The organism is Streptomyces sp. NPDC093261, assembly GCF_044753645.1.
GTDB lineage: Bacteria > Actinomycetota > Actinomycetes > Streptomycetales > Streptomycetaceae > Streptomyces.
The window spans coordinates 26,471-46,425 of the sequence record NZ_JBIVNO010000024.1; the positions used below are offsets into that span (position 1 = coordinate 26,471).

Below are 19,955 nucleotides of genomic sequence, written 5' to 3' on the forward strand. Positions count from 1 at the left end.
TGTCAGGTTTGTGTGCTCGGCCGGGATGGGTATGGCCCTGGGGGTGCCCCTGCTCGAACGAAGCGGAGAGCGTGGGGGAGTGCCGGGCGCGAGCCTTGACCGGACCCTTCCGTGACATCCGGTCGAGCCGGCTGTCCGGGCCCGGCACGCCAAGTATCGGGGTTTTCCCCGGCACGGAACAGCAGGGCAGGGCTCTGTGCAGGGCTCCACATCTCGGGAGGGCTCCACATACGCATATGCCTGCGGGTACGACGGTGCTTCCGGGTCCGTGGTGTGCTTGTGGGTACGGCGTGTGCCTCTGGGGACGAACGTGAACATGCCGCAGCGCCCGGCGACAGCTACTGCGTCATCGGGCACCGCGGCATATGCATGGGTGCTGTGCACCGGTCCGTCCGCCCCGCACCTCCAAAGGCCGAGCGGCGCCCCTCGGGGGAACCAGGCGGAGCGGAAGGGCGTCAGGACGCGAGGACCTCGTCGAGCAGCGCCTCGGCCTTGTCCTCGTTCGTGTTCTCCGCGAGGGCCAGCTCGCTCACCAGGATCTGCCGGGCCTTGGCGAGCATCCGCTTCTCACCCGCGGACAGTCCGCGCTCACGCTCGCGACGCCACAGGTCACGCACGACTTCCGCGACCTTGATGACATCGCCGGAGGCGAGCTTTTCCAGATTTGCCTTGTAGCGACGCGACCAGTTCGTGGGCTCCTCGGCGTACGGCGCGCGCAGCACCTCGAAGACCCGGTCCAGCCCGTCCTGACCGACCACATCACGCACGCCGACGAACTCCGCATTGTCCGCTGGCACACGCACCGTCAGGTCGCCCTGGGCGACCTTCAGCACCAAGTAGGTCTTGTCCACGCCTTTGATCTGACGAGTTTCGATGGCCTCGATCAGCGCGGCCCCGTGATGGGGATAGACCACGGTGTCGCCAACCTTGAACGTCATGTGACAGGTACCCCTTCCGTGGCTATCCAGGGTAACACGGAAACCGCGTCTTCTGAATGGCGTTTTCGCAGGTCAGGGCATATCTCGGGGCTTGACAACCGCGACAGGAACGTGCTTCGAGGGGCGAGCGGAAGGGGGTATTCGCAGGTCGGAGCGGCTCTGCGGGCACAGCGAAACGCGTACGTCGCACGCCTCGAAGCCCTCCGGTCAGCGTCTGATCGTCCCCTTTTGTCCGGCTCCAAGCGCTCGACTTACGCTACTCCGTTCGGTGTCTGTCGTCGCGTACGAGCCGAATCAGGAATTGATCAAGGCGGCAGACGATCCCCGCCCGGTTGCCCCCGTGATCGATTTTCGGTACCGCCGCGCATTCCTTGCCGGAAAATTCATGGCAGAACCGAGGCGGTTATGTGAATGGAAGACCAAGCCGAGGTCAAGGTGGCTGATGAGGCAGGTGCGAAGGATGAGGTCACAGTGACCGGAGGCGTCCCCTCAGACGGCCCGGAGGACCCCACGCCACATCCCCGAGGGCCGCTGCCCGGGCCCTCTTCGCGAACGAACTGGGGGCCTTGGGGAGGGTCGGGTGCAGCGGCCGGGGAACGGCTCGGTAACCTAAGGCCGCTGAAAGACACTTAGGGCGCCTTTATCAGGGAGTCGCCCTGCTCCGCCCACGTTCAAGGAGTTGCCGCCGCCGTGAGCAGCAGCCTTCGACGCGGCGCCCTCGCCGCCGCCGCCCTCGCGTTCTCGATCGCCTCGCTCGCCGCATGCGGCGCCGGCAACAGCAGCCAGACGCTCGAGGTCAAGCCGGACAACGCCGCGACCAGCGTCGGCGACATCAAGATCCAGAACGCTCTGGTCATCACCCAGCCCGACCCGAAGGCCACCGGCCCCGCGGTGATCTCGGCGACCATCTTCAACACCGGCCGCACCGAGCAGACGCTGGACTCGATCAGCGTGGACGGCGACGGCACCGCCACCCTCTCCCCCGCCAAGGGCTCGGGCAAGGTGACCGTCCCGGCCGGCGGCTCCCTCGTCCTCGGCGGCAAGGGCAACGCCTCCGCCGTCCTGGACAACGTGGGCGCCTCCGTCCAGAACGGCAACGCGCAGAAGATCACGTTCAGCTTCAGCAAGACCGGCGACGTGAGCCTGAAGGCGTTCGTGGTGCCGGCCGAGAGCTACTTCGCCAAGTGGGGACCGAGCAACATCCCCTCGCCGACCGCCACCGCCTCGCCGTCGCAGAGCACGGGCGCCAAGCCCTCGAAGTCGGCGTCGGGCTCCCCCGCCGCGGGCTCGTCCGGCAAGCCCGGCCACGGCGCGTCCAGGAGCGCGACCGCGACCGCTTCCGCGTCCGCCGGTCACTGACACACCGGGGCGGGCGGGGCCATGGCCCCGCCCGTACGGCCGTGCACGACGCCCGTACAGCCGTGGACGCCGAAGGACGGCGCCCCACCAGGGGTGCCGCCCTTCGGCGTGCGGTCGTGAGGCCGCTCGATCACGAGGCCTTGGGGCCGGTGGCCATAGGCCGGTGGCCGTGAACCATGAGTCGTCGTGACCCGCGGACCGTGGGCCGGCTTACGGCTCGAACTTGTAGCCGAGACCGCGGACCGTGACCAGGTAGCGCGGGGCGCCCGGGTCCGGCTCGATCTTGGCGCGCAGCCGCTTGACATGGACGTCCAGAGTCTTGGTGTCGCCGACGTAGTCGGCGCCCCAGACCCGGTCGATGAGCTGCATACGGGTCAGGACACGGCCCGCGTTACGCAGCAGCATCTCCAGGAGGTCGAACTCCTTCAGCGGCAGGTCGACCTTCGATCCGGCGACCGTCACCACGTGCCGGTCGACGTCCATGCGCACCGGCCCGGCCTCCAGCGCGGCCGGCGCGACCTCCTCCGGCTCACCACGGCGGCGCAGGACGGCCCGGATACGGGCGACCAGCTCGCGCGAGGAGAACGGCTTGGTGACGTAGTCGTCGGCCCCTATCTCCAGCCCGACCACCTTGTCGATCTCGCTGTCCTTGGCGGTCACCATGATCACCGGGACGTTGGACCGGCCGCGAAGCTGCCGGCAGACCTCGGTGCCGGGCAGACCGGGCAGCATCAGGTCGAGCAGGACGAGATCGGCGCCATTGCGCTCGAACTCGTCGAGACCGTCGGGCCCGGTGGTCGCGATGGCGACCTCGAAGCCCTCCTTACGGAGCATGTAGGAAAGGGCGTCGCTGAAGGACTCCTCGTCCTCGACGACGAGCACTCGGGTCACGGAAGGACCTCCGGGGCGGGAAGCGGTTCGTACGGGGATGAGACGGTGGTCGTCCCGTCGGGCCGGCCGTCCTCTTCTTCGAGGTCGGACGGATGATCGGTCGCACGGTCGCGGGCCGCACCCGCCTCCGGCAGCCGCAGGGTGAACGTGGAGCCCTGTCCCTCCGAGCTCCACACCGTGACCTCCCCGCCGTGCGAGGCGGCCACATGCTTGACGATCGCGAGACCCAGACCCGTACCGCCCGTGGCACGGGAGCGGGCCGGATCGACGCGGTAGAAGCGCTCGAAGATGCGCTCCTTGTCCTTGTCGGAGATGCCGATGCCCTGGTCGGTCACGGCAAGTTCGATCATGTCCCCGCCGGTCGCCGGCACCCTGCGGGCGGCGATGCCGACGCGGGTGCGGGCGGGCGAGTAGTTGACGGCGTTCTCGACGAGGTTGCCGAGGGCGGCGGCCAGCTGTCCGCGGTTGCCCCACACATGCAGGTCGGCGGTGCCTCCGGCGGCCATCGTGATCTGCTTGGTGCCGGCCTGGTGGCGGCAGCGGTCGATGGCCTCGGCGACGAGTTCGTCGACCCGCACGGGCTCGGCGTCCTCGAGGGGATCGTCGTTCTGCACCCGTGACAGGTCGATGAGCTCCTGGACCAGGTTGGTCAGCCGGGTGGCCTCGATCTGCATACGGCCCGCGAAGCGCTCCACGGCCTCGGGGTCGTCGGAGGCGTCCATCACGGCCTCGGAGAGCAGCGACAGGGCCCCCACCGGCGTCTTCAGCTCATGGCTGACGTTCGCCACGAAGTCGCGGCGCACCGCCTCTATCCGCCGGGCCTCGGTGAGGTCCTCGACGAGCAGCAGCACGAGCCGGGAGCCCAGCGGGGCCACGCGCGCGGAGACGGCGAGGGCCTCTCCGCGCCCGGTGCCGCGGCGCGGCAGGTCCAGCTCGACCTGGCGTATCTCGCCGTCCCGGCGGGTGTCACGTGCCATCTGGAGCATCGGCTCGACCGCGAGTTTGCCGCCGCGCACGAGGCCGAGGGCATAGGCGGCGGAGCTCGCCTTGACGACTGCGTCGGATTCGTCGAGTACGACGGCCGAGGACCGCAGCACGGACAGCACCGTGTCCACGCCCGGCGGAAGCACGGGGTCGGTGTGCAGGGATGTGCGGGTGGGGCGCTTCTGGTCGCGCTCGCTCCAGCGGAACGCCAGCATGGCGATGACGCCGGTGAGCACTCCGGCGATCGCTGCCGCTGCGGCGACCGCCGCGTTCACGTCCATGCACCCAGGTTAGGCACGTCCTGACACTTACCCACAGCCATGCGAGTGCGACCTCGAACACTCGTCGCCCAGAGTTCACCTTGGAGCCAGTATTGGTTCATTTGGGATGCCGGAAACGGTCGCGTACGGACCGGAACGTGGGAGCGTGGGGACCGAAGGGCGTCGTGTCCGCCGTGTTCGCCATGGTGACGACGGGCCCCGGCCCCCGGCCCCCCGAAGTAGACGTAAGAGAGGGACATCCTGATGCGGGACGCGTACCACGAGGAACTTGACTCGATCGGCGAGGGTCTGGTCGAGATGGCCCGGCTCGTCGGGTCGGCGATCGGACGCGCCACGACGGCGATCCTCGACTCCGACCTCAAGCTGGCGGAAGCCGTGATCGAGGGCGACAAGAAGGTCGACGACCTCCAGCACGACCTGGAGGCGCGCGCGATAGCCCTGCTCGCCCGTCAGCAGCCGGTGGCGACGGACCTGCGCATCGTCGTCACGTCGCTGCGGATGAGCGCCGATCTCGAGCGCTCGGGCGACCTCGCCCAGCACGTCGCGAAGCTGGCCCGGCTGCGCTTCCCGGAACGCGCCGTCCCGCAGGACCTGCACGCGACGATCCTGGAGATGGGTCAGCTCGCGCAGCGCCTGATGGCGAAGGCCGCGGAGGTCATCGTCACGAAGGACATCGATCTGGCGATGCAGCTCGAGCAGGACGACGACGAGATGGACCTGCTGCACCGCACGCTCTTCCAGCACCTGATCGACGACCGCTGGAAGCACGGCATAGAGACGGCCGTCGACGTCACCCTGCTGGGCCGCTACTACGAGCGCTACGCCGACCACGCGGTGGCCGTGGCGAAGCGGGTGGTGTACCTGGTCACGGGTGAGCACGCCGACGATCTCCAGCCGGACATCCGGCCGGTGACGGGCGTCGAAGGCGCCTGACCGCCGCTCGCGGATCCGGCCGGGCGGGCGTGCCCGAGCCGGGGTCGGCCGGGGTCGAAGGAGCCCGGCCGAGAGGGGGCGAGCCTCCGTGCGCCGTTGATGCGCCTCCCGTGGCGGGCATGAGATGGGCACAGGCACAGTCTCGTCAGACTCGAGGAGAGACCCATGGCCGAGGCCCCCAGTACGCCCGACCCCACGCAGGAGCGCGAGACCCAGCAGCCGTTCGAGATCAAGAGCCTTCCCCTGGTCGGCGCGTGCGGCTGCGGCTCCGGCTGCGGATGCGGATGCCAGTCGGGCGCGCCCTGCCAGTGCGGCTGACCACGCACGGCACGCATGATCCCCCCCGACAACCGCACACGGAGTGACGAGGAGGAGGGGCCCCGGCTGACGCGGGGCCCCTCCTCCTCATGCGCCCATGCTTCTTCATGTGCCCATGCCTCCGTGGCAGCCGGGGTCACACGGGCGCAGCATGGAGGCGGGGGCAGGCGAGCGCACGCGGAAGGAGGGCGCGAGGCCATGACTCAGTTCATGGACGTCCACCACGGCATGCAGGGCATCACGGACGAGCAGCTCAAGCAGGCCCACCGGGCCGATCTCGCCGTGGAGAGGGAAGAGGGCGTGCACTTCGAGCGGGCCTGGGCGGACCCGGAGTCGGGCACGGTGTACTGCCTCTCCGAGGCCCCCTCGGCCGAAGCGGTCCGCCGCGTCCACGAACGCGCGGGCCACGCACCCGACGAGATCCACCCTGTGCCGCTGTCCATCTGGTGACCGGTCGGCTGGTTCTCAGGCCCGCTGGTTCTCTCGGGCCGGCTGATTTCTAGGCCCGCTGGTTCTCGGGGGCCGGCTGATTTCTGGGCCCGCTGGTTCTCGGAAACCCGCTGGTTCTCACGGACCCGCTGGTTCTCACGGACCCGCTGGTTCTCACGGACCCGCTGGTTCTCACGGAGCGTGCACCCAGCCCATGCCGCCGCCGGTGAGACCGGGGCCGGCGCGCGGGTACCCAGAGGACGGCGGCCGAGAGGGCGGGACGCGCTTCCGAGGCCCGGGGAAACTTCCCAGGCCGGTCCCGGGGCGGCCGCGGCCGGGTCCACCGTGTCATGCGTCGCCGGATGCCCGGCCGACCATGGCGGCCGGGTCGACGGTGCGGTCGAACTCCTCGGCGCTCACATAGCCGGACGCCAGGGCGGCCTCGCGCAGGGTGGTGCCCTCGTCGTTGGCCTTGTGGGCGATGGCCGAGGCCTTGTCGTAGCCGATCACCGGTGAGAGCGCGGTGACCAGCATCAGGGACCGGTTGACGAAGTCGTCGATCCGGGAGCGGTCGAGTCGGGCGCCCTCGATGCAGTACCGGCGCAGCTTGGTGGAGGCGTCGGCGAGGATGCCGGCCGCGTGCAGGAAGTTGTTGATGATCACCGGGCGCATGGCGTTCAGCTCGAAGTTGCCCTGTGAGCCGGCGAAGGCGACGGCCGTGTCCTCGGACAGCACCTGGATGCAGACCATGACCATCGCCTCGCACTGGGTCGGGTTGACCTTGCCCGGCATGATCGAGGAACCCGGCTCGTTCGCGGGGAGGAGCAGTTCGCCGAGGCCGCAGCGCGGGCCGGAGGCCAGCCACCGGATGTCGTTGGCGATCTTCATCAGGGTTACGGCCACGGCGCGGAGCCCGGCGGAGGCGCCGACCATGGCGTCCAGTCCGCCCTGGGCGGCGAACTTGTTCCCGGCGGTGATGAACGGACAGCCGGTCTCGGCGGCGATCTCGGCGGCGACCTGCTCGCCGAACCCGGGCGGGGCGTTCAGCCCCGTGCCGACGGCGGTGCCGCCCGCGGCCAGTTCGAACAGGCCCTCCGCGGACGCGGCCACCCGGTCGATGGCCTGCGACAGCTGGTGGGCGTAGCCGGACCATTCCTCCCCGACGGTGAGCGGGACCGCGTCCTCCAGATGCGTACGGCCGATCTTCACCACATCGCGCCACTGCTCCGCCTTGTCCTCGATGGCCCGCTGGAGCGCCCGCAGGCTGGGCAGCAAGTGTTCGTGCACCGCCTTGACCGCGGCGATGTGCATCGCGGTGGGGAAGGTGTCGTTGGAGGACTGGCCCATGTTGACGTGGTCGTTGGGGTGGATCGGCGACTTGCTGCCCAGCTCGCCCCCGACCAGCTGGATCGCCCGGTTGCTGATCACCTCGTTGGTGTTCATGTTGGACTGCGTCCCGGACCCGGTCTGCCACACATACAGCGGGAAGTGGTCGTCCAGCTTGCCCGCGATGACCTCGTCGGCCACCCTCTGGATCAGGTCGGACTTCCATGCGGGGAGCCGCCCGGCCCGGCCGTTGACCAGCGCTGCGGCCTTTTTGACGTACCCGTAGGCGTGGTAGACCGCCTTCGGCATCCGGTCGTCCCCGATGGAGAAGTGGATCAGGGAGCGCTGTGTCTGCGCGCCCCAGTAGCGGTCCGCCGGGACGTCGATGGCCCCCATGGAGTCGGTCTCCCGCCGGGTGCCGCTCGCGTGCAGGCCGATGGGCACATCGAGGATCCGCGGCGCGGGCTCGTGCGGGGCCGGGGCGGTCCGGTCCGTGCCGGAGCGCGCACTCACGACGCCGCCCCGTCGGAGTAGACGGGCTGCCACATGGCCTCCCGGACGGCGCGTCCGGGATCCTCCGGCTTGTGGCTCGCGACCCCCTCGTTGACCGCCGCGCCGACCACGGCGGTGGCGGTGATGGCCGAGGAGCCCCACAGGTTCTCCACCGGCGGCAGCAGGCAGGCGCCCGGCGTGGAGGGGTCGACCTGGTCCGCCACCGCCTGCGCCGCCGCGAGGAGCATGCCCGCCGTCACTCTCGACGCGCCGGAGACGATCGTGCCGAGCCCCAGCCCGGGGTACAGCAGCGCGTTGTTGGCCTGCCCGATCTCGTAGGTGACACCGCCGAACTCGACGGGTGGGACGGGGATGCCGACCGCGACCAGCGCCTTGCCCCGGGACCAGGCGAGGACGTCGGCGGGCATGGCCTCGATCCGCGAGGTCGGGTTCGAGATCGGGAAGATGATCGGCCGCTCGGTGCCCTCGGCCATGGCCTCGACGACCTCACGGGTGAACGCCCCGTGCACCGTCGAGGTGCCCAGCAGAATGGTCGGCTTCACCTGGCGCACGGTCGTCAGCAGCGAGATCGCGCCGTCGTCGGTCGGCCAGCCGGCGACCTCGGCCCGGTCGCGCGCGTAGGGCCGCTGGTAGTCCCGTAGATCGTCCATGTCACGGGTGAGCAGGCCCTGCTTGTCGACCAGCCAGATCTGGGCGGTGGCCTGCTCGGGGCTCGCACCGTCGCGGATCATGGCGTCCCGAAGCTGGTCGGCGATGCCCACCCCGGCGGTGCCGGCGCCGAAGACCACGAGCCTCTGGTCCCGCATCGGCACACCGCTCACCTTGACGGCCGACAGCGCCGCGGCCAGGGTGATCGCGCCGGTGCCCTGGACGTCGTCGTTGAAGATGCGATAGGTGTCCCCGTACTTCTCCAGGATCCGCCGGGCGTTTCCGGGGCCGAAGTCCTCGAAGTGCAGCAGGGCGTTGGGGAACATCGAGGAGGCGGTGCGCAGGTACGTCTCGATGAACGCGTCGTAGTCGGCGCCGCGCACGCGCGGGTGCCGATTGCCCACATACAAAGGATCGTTCAGCAGGGACTTACGGTCGGTCCCCACGTCCAGCGACACCGGGATCACCCGGCGCGGGTCGATGCCGGCGGCCGCCGTGTACACCGCCAGCTTGCCCACCGCGATCTGGATTCCGCCCACGCCCCAGTCGCCGATGCCGAGGATCTGCTCCGCATCGGTGCACACGATCAAGTCCACGTCCTCGGGCCCGAGCTGGAACGTGGCGAAGGCCTTCTCGATGTCATCGGGCCGATCAACGGACAGAAAGGCCCCTCGCGGGCGCCGGTACTCATGGGAGTACTTCTCGATCGCCTCACCGACCGTGGGGTCGTAGACGACCGGCAGCAGCTCCACCAGATGGTCGGTCAGCACCTTGAAATACAGCGTCTCGTTGCGGTCGTGCAGTTGCTCCAGAGCGACGTTCTTGGCCAAGTCGCTGCCCTGCGACCGTATTTGCCGGTACGCGCGCTCCGCCTGCAGCTCCAGGGTCAGCACCCCGGAGGGCAGGCGCCCGGTCAGGCCCAGGGCCTCCCGCTCCGCTTGGGTGAACGCCGTACCGCGGTTGAGAAACGGATCCGTCAGAACGCTCGGGGTAGCCGGAGTCGGGCCGGTCTTCTCGCTCATGATGGTCTCCTGCTCGCGTATGCGGCTGTCGCGTGTCACGCACCGCCCACCCGAACCCGGACCGGCAAGCCACCCCCTTGTCTCCACTGTGCGCCCACAGCCCCACCGCCGCTCGCCGATCTTGCTGCGCCATGCCTCCGGGCGCCGGCCATCCACGTGTGACCTGTATTTCTCCCACTCGGCGCACGACCCGCAGGGCGCGGATTGCCTCCACGATGCCGTCGCGGGCTTTGGGCGTCCCGCTGGCCCGGCCGGTGAGGACTGCTGCTGCGGCGGCGAAGGCGTCGATGGGGTGGGACTTGCCGCCTGCCCGGCGGCCCCGGCGGTCGGGGCGGTCCACCTCGATCACGGTGACCTGTTGTCCCGCAGGTACCGGGCGAGTAACGAGCCATAGGTTCCGGTGCCCTCGACGCCGACGGCGATGAGGTGGCCGAACTGTGGTGTCCGTGTCTGGGACGAGGTGGCCGCCGAGGACAGGGTGGACGCACGGACGCGTCTGAAGCATGTGCACCAGGACGAGGAGAACGGCGAGGAGAGGCGAGGAGAAGAGGGACTGAACGACGAGACCCCCGGCCGGCCGGGGGTCTCCTCCTGCGCTCGCCTACCCCTTGCAGCCGGGGAGGACGAGTGGCCCTACCCGGCCACCGCCCGGTTGCCGGGCACGGCGAGGAACGCCAGGCGCCCGGCTCCGGGCCAGTTCGTGCACCGGTACCTTGCCCGGCAAGTCCCGTGCGCGGCTCAGGTCACCACCACGGTCCGGAGCTTCTGACGACGCGCTTTCCAACTGTGTTGGTGTCTTAGCGGATGCGTACAGGGTCGTTCACCCGCGTTCACCGGTGGCTGATTGACCGGACAGAGCAGTCCCGGAGTCTCACCTAAACGGACATGCACGAGCCTGAACGAAACGGAAACCGAGACGGTCGGCCAGCACCGTGACGGCGGCTTCCGTACTGGGACAGCAGGCTGCGGGGGCTTGGTACGTGGCACGGTGCAGACCATCAAGGCTCTGCGGGCAGCGGCTGCTTGGCTGGGGCGCTGGGCGAACGGGCCCGCATACGCTCTGGTGAGGATGCACGTGGGCCCGTCGTCCGGGTGCGGGTGCCTTCCGCGGGAGGACCGGTCAGCTCAGCCGGTAGCCGTTGTAGCCGTATCCGATCTTGACGCGGGAGGCCAGCGGGTGCGAGACGTTGCCCGTGCCTTCGTACAGCCACAGGCTGCCACTGCTGTCGCGGGCGATCAGGTCGGAGTGGCCGTTGCCGGTCATGTCCCCGTTCATCACGTACGCGGTGTAGTGGAACCCGTAGCCGATCTTCACACGGGACGCCAGCGGGGCCGACGGCTTGCCGGTGCCCTTGTACAGCCACAGGTTGCCAGAGGAGTCCTGGGCGAGCAGGTCGAGCTTGCCGTCGCCGGTGAAGTCACCCTTGCCGAAGACGTTGGCGCCGTACATGGTCCAGCCGTAGCCGAGCTTGACGCGCGAGCCGAAGTTGCCGTGGCCGGTGCCCGGGTAGAGCCAGAAGTTGCCGCTGGAGTCCACGGCCAGCAGGTCCTGGTAGCCGTCACCGGTGACGTCGCCGGGCACGAGCATGACCTTCATGCCGTTCCAGCCGGACCCGAGCTTGGTGACGTCGGTGTTGTCGGTGGACAGGTTGTAGTGCTGCCAGTACAGGGTGCCGTCGGTGGCGCGTACCAGCAAGTCGGCGTAGCCATCGCGGTCCAGGTCCGCCTGGCGCACCAGGTTGACCCCGCTCCAGTCGCCGAGCGACACCCGGGACCCGAAGGACTTGCCACGCGAGTCGTACTCGTAACCCTGGCCGTTGGAGGCGATCGCGAACATGTCAGCGCGGCCGTCGCCGCTCAGGTCGGCGTCATCGATGCGCGGTTCGGCCGCCCCGACGTACGTGCTCAGCTTGGTGAAGACGCTGTACGAGCCCTGGCTCACGCAGTCCTGCACGCCCCACGACACGACACCGACGACGCGCCCGCCGACGACCAGCGGGCCGCCGGAATCGCCGTTGCAGGTGGCGACCGTGCCGCTGTCGGAGCCGCTGGCCGACGCGCCGACACAGGTCATGGCACCCGACACGAAGTCGCTGCCGTAGAAACCCGAGCACGTCGAATCGCCGTTCACCGGCACGGTGGCCTTGCGAAGGGTCTGCGAGATGTCCTGACTGGTGGAGCTGGTGCGCCCCCAGCCGTAGATCTGCGCCTGGGTGCCCGCCTTGTACGACGTGGTGTCGTCGGAGGTGGTGATGGGCAGCGGCTTGGCGCTGATCGGGTTGGGCAGCGTCAGCACGGCGACGTCGTTGACGGCGGTGCCGTGCGAGGTGATCTGGAACGAAGGATCGTTCCACTGCCGCCACACGCCGGTCACCGTGCCGCCGTGGAGGTCGGTGGTGTTGGTCGACGAGTCGGTGGTCGGCAGTTGGTCGGTGCCGTAGACGATGGAGCCGTTGTTGTGCCAGTCGTAGCCCGAGACGCAGTGCGCGGCCGTGAGGATCTTCGTGGGCGACACGACGGTGCCACCGCAGAAGAAGCCGACGTCGTCACTGGTGTCGGTGGTTCCCTTGTCGTCGTAGTACCACAGCTGCACCATCCACGGGGCTGTGGAGATGCTGGTGGTCGTGCCACCGATGATCTGCGCGTCGGCAGTGCCGGAAGCTGACGGCTGCGGCTTCGGGCTGGTGGTGGTTCCGGACGGCGCGCCGGTGCTCGCGGCAGGCCGCAGGGTTGCGGGGGTATTGGCGGCCGGCGCGGTGAGCGCGCCGTGCACGCGGGCGGTGAGCTGCGACTTGCCGACGCTGCTGTGGCCCTTGACTCCGATGTCCGTCGGTAGTGGTGCTGCGTTGGCAGGCGCCATGATGAGCGCACTGGCGCCGCCGAGGAGCAGCGTGGCGGCAGCGGCGGGTACGGCTATCCGGCCGCGGCGACGGTGTTTCCCGCCTCTGTGGGCAGAGGACACTCATGTCTCCTGTGATGAAGATGCTGGGGGGGTGGCATCGACCAAAGCGGCCGATCATACTTCGGGTTCGTTGATCTTCACCAGCCTCATACGCCACAGAAACCTTTAATTTTCTCGCCGTTGCCCTGCTTTTTCCAAAGCGCCGGACCCGACCACGCAGGCCTCGACGGAGTCGCAGCTTCGGTTGCACGCCTGCCTGTACCTGAACCGGACGGTGCGGATGGCGCCCGGTACAGCGTCTGAGCGTCGCGAGTCTCAACCGGTGGCCAGGGCGCGCCACTTGTCTGCATGCATCACAGGCGTCACCACGATGGCGTGGAAGCGTCCTGGCGTGCGGAAGTTGATCACCACCTCACCCGGTTCGCCGCCGTCCCGCACACCGGCGATCTCGGACCGGTCGATGTGCCAGCCCTTGGCTCTGGCCTTGAGGTCTGAGTTCGATTTGAAGTGAAGGTGGTCGTCGCAGACCTCCGCGACACCGGCGATCTCCTGGCGGGCTCCGGATGCTTCAACCGCCATCGCGTCAGCCATCAGGGCCTGCCCGGAGTTCACGGCATCGACGATCCGCTCGATCTGAGCGTTCGCCTTGCGACTGCTCCACCAACTGCGAAGTCCCATCCGGCTCCCCGATTCCCTTGCTCACTGGATTCGCCCAGCAGTGTGCACGGCCGGGGCGATCAGTCAACACACGGGACCGCCTGGTCCGGCGCGTACGCGCGCGTCATTTTTTCCAACGTCCGCGCCGTGCTCCCCGCCGCCGCGGAAGACGGATGCCTGCGCCGGAACCCCTGCAACTCGCGCACGGTGACCCCGCCGGCCATGGGTGCGCACCGTGTCGCCCCCTGGGAGCCTGACCGTGTCTTTGCTGTGCGCGCCGCCATGGTCGAGCGCTTCCGGCCCATGGTCGACGTGGGCGCCGGATGCGGCCTGCGGCAAGGCGAGATCCTCGGCCTGTCCGTCGATGAAATCGACGTCGACAGCGGCACCGTGCACGTGGTGCAGCAACTCAAGCTGAACCTGAGCAAGGCCGTGTTCGCGCCGCCGAAGGGCGGCAAGCTCCGTGACGTACCGCTGCCCGATCCCGTGGCAGAGGCACTACAGCAGCACATGCGGCGATTCCCGCCGGCAGAGATCACACTCCCGTGGATACGAGCGAACGGCCAGCCGGTGACCCGGCGGGCCCAGGCCGTGAAAATGCCCCTGAGCTGCGCCATCTGCGCAGCTCAGGGGCATGATCATAAAACCTACTTCTTCTTGCCCTGGTTCTTGACCGCCTCGATCGCCGCCGCGGCCGCCTCCGGGTCGAGGTACTTGCCGCCGGGGGTGATCGGCTTGAAGTCGGCGTCCAGCTCGTAGGAGAGGGGGATGCCCGTCGGGATGTTCAGGCCCGCGATGTCGGCGTCCGAGATGCCGTCGAGGTGCTTGACCAGGGCCCGGAGGCTGTTGCCGTGGGCCGCGACCAGGACCGTGCGGCCGGCCAGCAGGTCGGGGACGATGCCGTCGTACCAGTACGGCAGCATGCGGAAGACGACATCCTTCAGGCACTCCGTCCTCGGGCGCAGCTCCGGCGGGAGCGACGCGTAGCGCGGGTCGTTCGCCTGGGAGAACTCGGAGTCGTCGGCCAGCGGCGGGGGCGGGGTGTCGTACGAGCGGCGCCAGAGCATGAACTGCTCCTCGCCGAACTCGGCCAGCGTCGCGGCCTTGTCCTTGCCCTGGAGGGCGCCGTAGTGGCGCTCGTTCAGGCGCCAGGAGCGGTGGACCGGGATCCAGTGGCGGTCGGCCGCCTCCAGCGCGAGCTGCGCGGTGCGGATCGCGCGCTTCTGGAGGGACGTGTGGACCACGTCGGGCAGCAGGCCGGCGTCCTTCAGCAGCTCACCGCCGCGGACCGCCTCCTTCTCGCCCTTCTCGTTCAGGTTGACGTCCACCCAGCCGGTGAACAGGTTCTTCGCGTTCCACTCGCTCTCGCCGTGGCGGAGGAGGATCAGCTTGTACGGTGCGTCGGCCATGCCTCAGAGCGTAATCCACGCATTCGCCGCTTTGCCCGCCTGCCCGGAGGGCGGACAGCCCGCCCCTGGCCCGTACGACAGTTGACGGCATCTGTTAATTGAGTGGCCGTCCCGAGGCCTGCTCTCGTAAGTTGTGCTCACCGCTGGAGCCACTTACGTTCGTGGGGGATCACACATGTCACTCGCCACCCTCAGACGCGCCGCCCGGGAGACCGTCTCCGGGCTACCCCGAGAGTTCTGGTGGCTGTGGACCAGCACGCTCGTCAACCGGCTCGGCGCCTTCGTCGCCACCTTCATGGCCCTGTACCTCACCCTGGACCGCGGGTACTCCGCCTCGTACGCCGGTCTCGTCGCCTCGCTGCACGGGCTCGGCGGCGTCGCCTCCTCCCTCGGGGCGGGGGTGATGGCCGACCGGCTCGGACGGCGGCCGACCCTCCTTGTCGCCCAGTCGTCCACGGCCCTGTCCGTCGCCCTGCTCGGCTTCATGCGCGACCCGGTCGCCATCGCCGCCGTCGCCTTTGTCGTGGGCATGGCCTCCAACGCCTCCCGCCCGGCCGTGCAGGCGATGATGGCCGACATCGTCCGGCCCGAGGACCGGCTCCGTGCCTTCTCCCTCAACTACTGGGCGATCAACCTCGGCTTCGCCGTCTCCTCCATGGCCGCGGGGCTCATCGCCGAGTTCAGCTATCTCGCCGGGTTCCTGATCGAGGCGGGCATGACGATGATCTGCGCGATCGTCGTCTTCGTGAAGCTGCCCGAGTCGAAGCCGGCGCCGCTTGCCGGGGAAGCCGGGGACGACGTGCGCCTCGGGACCGTGCTGCGCGACGGCCGTTTCATGAGCGTGGTCGGGCTGTCCTTCCTCGTCGCGCTGGTCTTCCAGCAGGGCTCCGTGGGCCTGCCGGTGGCGATGGGCCGGGCCGGGTTCACGCCCGCGGACTACGGCCTGGCGATCGCCGTCAACGGCGTGCTGATCGTCGCGCTCCAGATCCCGGTCACCCGGCTCATCGAGCACCGGGACCCGCGCCGGCTGCTCGTGGTCTCGTCCCTGCTCGCGGGCTACGGCTTCGGACTGACCGCCTTCGCGGGGTCGGTCGGCGCCTTCGCGCTGACGGTGTGCGTGTGGACGCTCGCGGAGATCGTCAACGCGCCCACCCAGACGGGCCTGGTCGTCCGTCTCTCCCCGGTGCGCGGACGCGGCCGCTACCAGGGCATGTACACCCTGTCGTGGTCCGTGGCCGCCCTGGTCGCCCCGTTGATGTCCGGTCTCGTCATCGACCGGCTCGGCGCCGGGTGGCTGTGGGCCCTGTGCGCGGCGGTCGGCACGGGCGCCGCGGTCGGGTACGGGGCGCTGATGCGCCGCCTTCCGCCGCAGGAGACGGCGGCGGACAAGAAGACGGGGGCGGAGCCGGAGACGGGGGCGGAGCCGGAGACGGGGGCGGAGCCGGAGACGGGGGCGGAGCCGGAGACGGGGGCGGAGCCGGAGACGGCGGGCGCGGAGGTCGGCGCGGCCTGACGCCGCCGGGAGCGCCCCAGCCGGGCTCTGGTAGCGCGACCGCCGGCTCGCCCCGCTGATCGACCGCTTGAGCCCGCCGCGGGAGTGAGGGCCTACAGCTCCCGCTGGGCCTCGTACAGGTTCCGCGGCCGGACCACGTCCGTCGTGCCGTACAGCTCCAGCCGGGAGTGCAGATCACCCGTGAAGTCGGGCACGTCGATCTGGTCGAACTCCGTGACCTCGTTCAGGCCGACGGTCGCCGACCAGGGGGCCAGTCCGTCGAGCCTCATCAGGCCGGCGCGGCCGTTGGTGACCCGGATGTTCCAGTGGGTGAAGCGGGCGCCGAACAGGGGTCCGGCGGAGGCGTCCCCGCCGTGGCGGCCGTTGTTGTTCACCGTGATGTCCGTACGGACGTCGGCGAACGGCAGTCCGCGGTGCGAGTCGAACGTGCCCATCTGCATCTCGCCGCGCGACCAGACGTTGTACGAGGACAGGCCCTCCACGTTGATGCCGTGCAGTTGGGTGTTCGGCGGTGCCGGGACCGTGCGCTGCTCGATGGTGAAGTCCTCGATCAGGTTGTCGTGCGAGCCCTCCCGGCAGAAGTACGGGTGGTGCGAGCCCCGGCCCGCCACGCGGGTGCGGCGCAGGGTGCAGGAGGAGGCGGCGACCAGGCCGAAGCCGTTGTCCACATGCCGTACGACGACATCGTCCGCCCAGCAGTCGTACGCACACTGGAACACGACCCCGTTGTAGCCCTTGTCGAGCAGATGCGGGGACTGCGGGGTCTCGACCGCCTGGAGGGTCAGTCCCTCCACTCCGGCGCCGCTCAGCGCCCGTACGTGCGTCGTCAGACGCGGGTCCCACTCCGGGCGCACATCGAGCGGCAGCGGCCGCTCGAACGTGACCTTCCGGCCCGCCACGCGCGCGATGCGTACGGGCCACTCATAGGGGACGTACGACGTCAGCTTGGTCTTGTCGTCCCAGTAGTACGCCTGCGGACCGGGGCCGCCGCCGGACATGTGCTCCAGGAGGGTGTGCCCGGAGTCGTCCGCGAGGCGGAGCAGGACGAGCCGGCCCGGCCTCAGCCGCCGGGCGTCGGCGACGGTCACCGTCCAGGAGCCCTGCCGGGCCGGGGACACCGTGGTCAGCGTCTTCCACTCGTCGCGCTTGTTGCCGGTCCAGCCCTCGAAGGGCCAGGCCTTTGCCTGGATGGCCGTGACCAGGGAGTCCCAACGAGCCGCCGGCGCCAGCCAGACGAGGCCGCCGGCCCAGGACCAGGACGACTTGTCTCCGCCGTACCGGGAGCCGTAGACGCCGATCAGCTCGGTGAGGTTCTTCGTCGCGTACAGCGTCGTACGGCCGCTGCCCGCGCCCCGCAGAACGACGTTGTCGTACCCGATGCGGATCAGGCCGTCGATGCGGAACGTGCCGGGCGGGATGAGGACCGTGCCACCGCCGGCCCTGCCGGCAGCGGCGATGGCACGGTTGATCGCGGGGGCGCAGTCGGTCGTGCCGTCCGCCACGGCCCCGTACGCGCTCACGTCGGCCACCACGGGGCGGCGGGGGAAGCGCGCAGCCCCGCGGCGGTAGCCGGCCCGGCCGACGTACGGGATCTGCGGGTGGGTGAAGGGGGTGCGCGCGAACTCGCGCCAGAGCGCGGGGACTTCGCCCTTCGGCGGGGCGGGTGCGGCGGCCGTCGCCGTGGTTCCGGTCACGGCGACGGCCGCCACGGCGATGGCGCCGCCGAGCAGGCTCCGTCTGCTGATGTCCGCGTGCCTCATGCCCCTGCCCATGTCCGAACCGCCTTCCAAGGATTTCAAGGCCTCAGAGAGTGAATTTCCATGGATGTGAACGAAGTTCAGATGTGCGTCAGCAGTGAGCATGCCACGGACCCGCTGACCGAGAAAGAGTCGTGCAGCGATTGGTTGGTCCGGTCCAGGCGGTCAGTCCTCGGAGCGCCCAGTCAGATGGCTGAACGCGTCCAGATTGCGCGTCGACTCCCCGCGCGCCACCCGCCAGGCGTACTCCTTGCGGATCGCGGTGGCGAACCCCAACTCCAGAAGGGTGTTGAAGCTGCCGTCCGCCGCCTCCAGGACCGAGCCGAGCAGCCGGTCCACCTCCTCGGGCGTGACCGCGGCCAGCGGCAGTCTGCCCGTCAGATAGATGTCGCCGAGCGGGTCGACGGCGTAACTCACGCCGTAGAGCCTGAGGTTGCGCTCCAGCAGCCAGCGGTGGACCGCGGACTCGTTCTCGTCGGGGTGGCGGATCACGAAGGCGTTGAGCGACAGGGAGTGTCTGCCGACGATCAGTGAGACGGTCGTCGACAGCTTGCGCGTCCCGGGGAGCTTCACGACGTACGAGCCCGACTGCGGGCTCTCCCACTCCAGTTCGGCGTCCTTGAGGACCCCTTCGATGACCTGCGCCGCCCGCTGTTCCTCAGCCATGCGGGCAGCGTACGCGACGGGCGTCAGCCGTGGTGCGCGCGCACCCGGCGCCGGTGGGCCCCCATGGCCTCCGTGTACACCCCGGCCGTCGCCGAGGCCGCCGTCTCCCAGCCGAACGACTCGGCGTGCCGCGCCGCGGCCTCGCCCATACGGGCGCACAGCCGCGGGTTGTCGGCGAAGTCGCGCAGGACGCGCGCGTAGGCGGCGGGGTCGTGCCCCTGGACCAGGAACCCGGTCTGCCCGTCCCGGACGGCGACGGGCAGACCGCCGACCGCGGCCGCCAGCACCGGCGTACCGGCCGCCTGTGCCTCGATGGCGACCAGCCCGAAGGACTCGCTGTACGACGGCATGACCAGGACGGAGGCCGCGCGGAACCAGTCGGCGAGCTGCTCCTGCCCGACGGGCGGCCGGAAACGCACGACGTCGACTATGCCGAGCCGGGCGGCGAGCTTCTGGAGCCCCTCCGGCTTGGCGAGTCCGCTGCCGCTGGGGCCGCCCACGATCGGCACGACGATACGGGAGCGCAGCTCGGGGCGTTCGTCGAGGAGGACGGCGACGGCGCGCAGCAGGACGTCGGGCGCCTTGAGGGGCTGTATGCGGCCCGCGAAGAGGGGGATCAGCGCGTCCTGCGGAAGCCCGAGCCGGGCGCGGGCGGCGGCACGGCCGTCGGCGGGGCGGAAGCGATCCAGATTGACGCCCGGGTGGACGACGGCGACCTTGCCGGGGTCGGCCGCGTAGTGCCGTACGAGTTCGGCGGCCTCCTCGGCGGTGTTGGCGATGAGCCGGTCGGCGGCGGCCACGATCTGGGTCTCGCCGATCACACGGGCGGCGGGCTCGGGGGTGTCGCCCTCGGCGAGGGAGGCGTTCTTGACCTTGGCCATGGTGTGCATGGCGTGCACCAGCGGGGCGCCCCAGCGCTGGGCGGCCAGCCAGCCGACATGGCCGGAGAGCCAGTAGTGGGAGTGCACGAGGTCGTAGTAGCCGGGGCGGTGACCGGCCCAGGCCTGCATCACACCGTGGGTGAAGGCACAGAGCTGGGCGGGCAGGTCCTCCTTGGCGAGCCCCTCGTAGGGTCCGGCGTCGACATGCCGGACGAGGACGCCGGGCGCCAGCTCGACGGCCGGCGGGAGGGCGGCCGTGGTGGCCCGGGTGAAGATCTCGACCTCGATGTTGATCGCGGCCAGGCGCTGGGCCAGCTCCACGATGTAGACGTTCATGCCCCCGGCGTCGCCCGTGCCGGGCTGGTGGAGGGGCGAGGTGTGCACGGAGAGCATGGCGATGCGGCGGGGCCTGCGGTGCGGCAGCCGGAGCCGGGGGGAAGCCGCCGGGGAGCGACGCCCGAGCCTGCTGACGTACTGGCTCACGTCGCGTTCCTCCCTTGTTGCGTGCATGCCTTGTGCGGGGGCCCG

At 69.9% G+C, this 19,955-nt stretch carries 17 protein-coding genes and 1 pseudogene; 7 read left to right on the forward strand and 11 right to left on the reverse strand.

Annotation, left to right across the window (positions count from 1 at the left end; genetic code table 11):
• Positions 1-455 precede the first annotated feature (455 nt).
• The gene (locus ACIP94_RS33475) at positions 456-938 is read right to left on the reverse strand and encodes a CarD family transcriptional regulator (RefSeq protein ID WP_003953493.1); all 483 of its coding nucleotides are present in this window, start codon (positions 936-938) and stop codon (positions 456-458) included.
• 690 nt (positions 939-1,628) lie between these two features.
• On the opposite strand from ACIP94_RS33475, the gene ACIP94_RS33480 reads away from it, so the two are divergent.
• A complete protein-coding gene (locus ACIP94_RS33480; RefSeq protein ID WP_402434210.1) occupies positions 1,629-2,297 on the forward strand; it encodes a DUF461 domain-containing protein in 669 nt (222 codons plus the stop codon).
• A gap of 210 nt (positions 2,298-2,507) precedes the next feature.
• Here ACIP94_RS33480 and ACIP94_RS33485 read toward each other — a convergent pair whose 3' ends face one another.
• Both ACIP94_RS33485 and ACIP94_RS33490 read right to left on the reverse strand, forming a co-directional pair.
• Complete coding sequence (locus ACIP94_RS33485) at positions 2,508-3,188, reverse strand: response regulator transcription factor (RefSeq protein WP_176101913.1); 681 nt, start codon at positions 3,186-3,188, stop codon at positions 2,508-2,510.
• Entirely contained in the window at positions 3,185-4,453 is a 1,269-nt protein-coding gene (locus ACIP94_RS33490; protein ID WP_402434214.1) for a sensor histidine kinase, read from the reverse strand. The genes ACIP94_RS33485 and ACIP94_RS33490 overlap by 4 nt, the downstream gene beginning before the upstream one ends.
• A gap of 243 nt (positions 4,454-4,696) precedes the next feature.
• On the opposite strand from ACIP94_RS33490, the gene phoU reads away from it, so the two are divergent.
• From phoU to ACIP94_RS33505, 3 genes are all read left to right on the forward strand, one after another.
• Positions 4,697-5,386, forward strand: coding sequence for a phosphate signaling complex protein PhoU (gene phoU, locus ACIP94_RS33495; RefSeq protein ID WP_402434217.1), 690 nt, complete (start codon positions 4,697-4,699; stop codon positions 5,384-5,386).
• 165 nt (positions 5,387-5,551) lie between these two features.
• On the forward strand, positions 5,552-5,704 hold the full coding sequence (locus tag ACIP94_RS33500; RefSeq protein ID WP_402434220.1) for a hypothetical protein: 153 nt from the start codon (positions 5,552-5,554) through the stop codon (positions 5,702-5,704).
• 198 nt (positions 5,705-5,902) lie between these two features.
• Positions 5,903-6,154, forward strand: coding sequence for an SCO4226 family nickel-binding protein (locus ACIP94_RS33505; RefSeq protein ID WP_402434223.1), 252 nt, complete (start codon positions 5,903-5,905; stop codon positions 6,152-6,154).
• Positions 6,155-6,481: 327 nt separating this feature from the next.
• Here ACIP94_RS33505 and fumC read toward each other — a convergent pair whose 3' ends face one another.
• Both fumC and ACIP94_RS33515 read right to left on the reverse strand, forming a co-directional pair.
• A complete protein-coding gene (fumC, locus tag ACIP94_RS33510; protein ID WP_402434225.1) occupies positions 6,482-7,972 on the reverse strand; it encodes a class II fumarate hydratase in 1,491 nt (496 codons plus the stop codon).
• Positions 7,969-9,642 (reverse strand): NAD-dependent malic enzyme, encoded by a 1,674-nt coding sequence (locus tag ACIP94_RS33515; protein WP_402434228.1) that lies wholly within the window; start codon positions 9,640-9,642, stop codon positions 7,969-7,971. Before ACIP94_RS33515 ends, fumC begins: the two co-directional genes overlap by 4 nt.
• 421 nt (positions 9,643-10,063) lie before the next feature.
• Here ACIP94_RS33515 and ACIP94_RS33520 point away from each other — a divergent pair, with 421 nt between their 5' ends.
• The gene (locus tag ACIP94_RS33520; RefSeq protein WP_402434231.1) at positions 10,064-10,411 is read left to right on the forward strand and encodes a hypothetical protein; all 348 of its coding nucleotides are present in this window, start codon (positions 10,064-10,066) and stop codon (positions 10,409-10,411) included.
• Positions 10,412-10,762: 351 nt separating this feature from the next.
• Here ACIP94_RS33520 and ACIP94_RS33525 read toward each other — a convergent pair whose 3' ends face one another.
• Positions 10,763-12,604: a trypsin-like serine protease gene (locus tag ACIP94_RS33525; RefSeq protein ID WP_402434234.1), complete on the reverse strand. Its 1,842-nt coding sequence runs from the start codon at positions 12,602-12,604 to the stop codon at positions 10,763-10,765.
• A gap of 255 nt (positions 12,605-12,859) precedes the next feature.
• Positions 12,860-13,156: a hypothetical protein gene (locus tag ACIP94_RS33530; protein WP_402434237.1), complete on the reverse strand. Its 297-nt coding sequence runs from the start codon at positions 13,154-13,156 to the stop codon at positions 12,860-12,862.
• A 150-nt stretch (positions 13,157-13,306) separates the two neighbouring features.
• Between ACIP94_RS33530 and ACIP94_RS33535 the strand changes: the two are divergent.
• Positions 13,307-13,783 (forward strand): annotated as a pseudogene (locus ACIP94_RS33535) (tyrosine-type recombinase/integrase); the annotation flags it as partial.
• 65 nt (positions 13,784-13,848) lie between these two features.
• Here ACIP94_RS33535 and ACIP94_RS33540 read toward each other — a convergent pair.
• Positions 13,849-14,610 carry a phosphoglyceromutase gene (locus ACIP94_RS33540; protein ID WP_402434240.1) on the reverse strand — a complete coding sequence of 254 codons (762 nt, stop codon included), beginning with the start codon at positions 14,608-14,610 and terminating at the stop codon, positions 13,849-13,851.
• 175 nt (positions 14,611-14,785) lie between these two features.
• Here ACIP94_RS33540 and ACIP94_RS33545 point away from each other — a divergent pair, with 175 nt between their 5' ends.
• The gene (locus ACIP94_RS33545) at positions 14,786-16,123 is read left to right on the forward strand and encodes an MFS transporter (protein ID WP_402434243.1); all 1,338 of its coding nucleotides are present in this window, start codon (positions 14,786-14,788) and stop codon (positions 16,121-16,123) included.
• A gap of 92 nt (positions 16,124-16,215) precedes the next feature.
• Here the strand turns inward: ACIP94_RS33545 and ACIP94_RS33550 are convergent, their stop codons facing one another.
• The 3 genes from ACIP94_RS33550 to mshA form a co-directional block, all read right to left on the reverse strand.
• Positions 16,216-17,895 carry a glycosyl hydrolase family 28-related protein gene (locus ACIP94_RS33550; RefSeq protein ID WP_402434246.1) on the reverse strand — a complete coding sequence of 560 codons (1,680 nt, stop codon included), beginning with the start codon at positions 17,893-17,895 and terminating at the stop codon, positions 16,216-16,218.
• 150 nt (positions 17,896-18,045) lie between these two features.
• The gene (locus ACIP94_RS33555) at positions 18,046-18,546 is read right to left on the reverse strand and encodes a YbjN domain-containing protein (protein ID WP_402434249.1); all 501 of its coding nucleotides are present in this window, start codon (positions 18,544-18,546) and stop codon (positions 18,046-18,048) included.
• 23 nt (positions 18,547-18,569) lie between these two features.
• Entirely contained in the window at positions 18,570-19,910 is a 1,341-nt protein-coding gene (gene mshA, locus ACIP94_RS33560) for a D-inositol-3-phosphate glycosyltransferase (RefSeq protein ID WP_402434252.1), read from the reverse strand.
• Between the last annotated feature and the right edge of the window lie 45 nt (positions 19,911-19,955).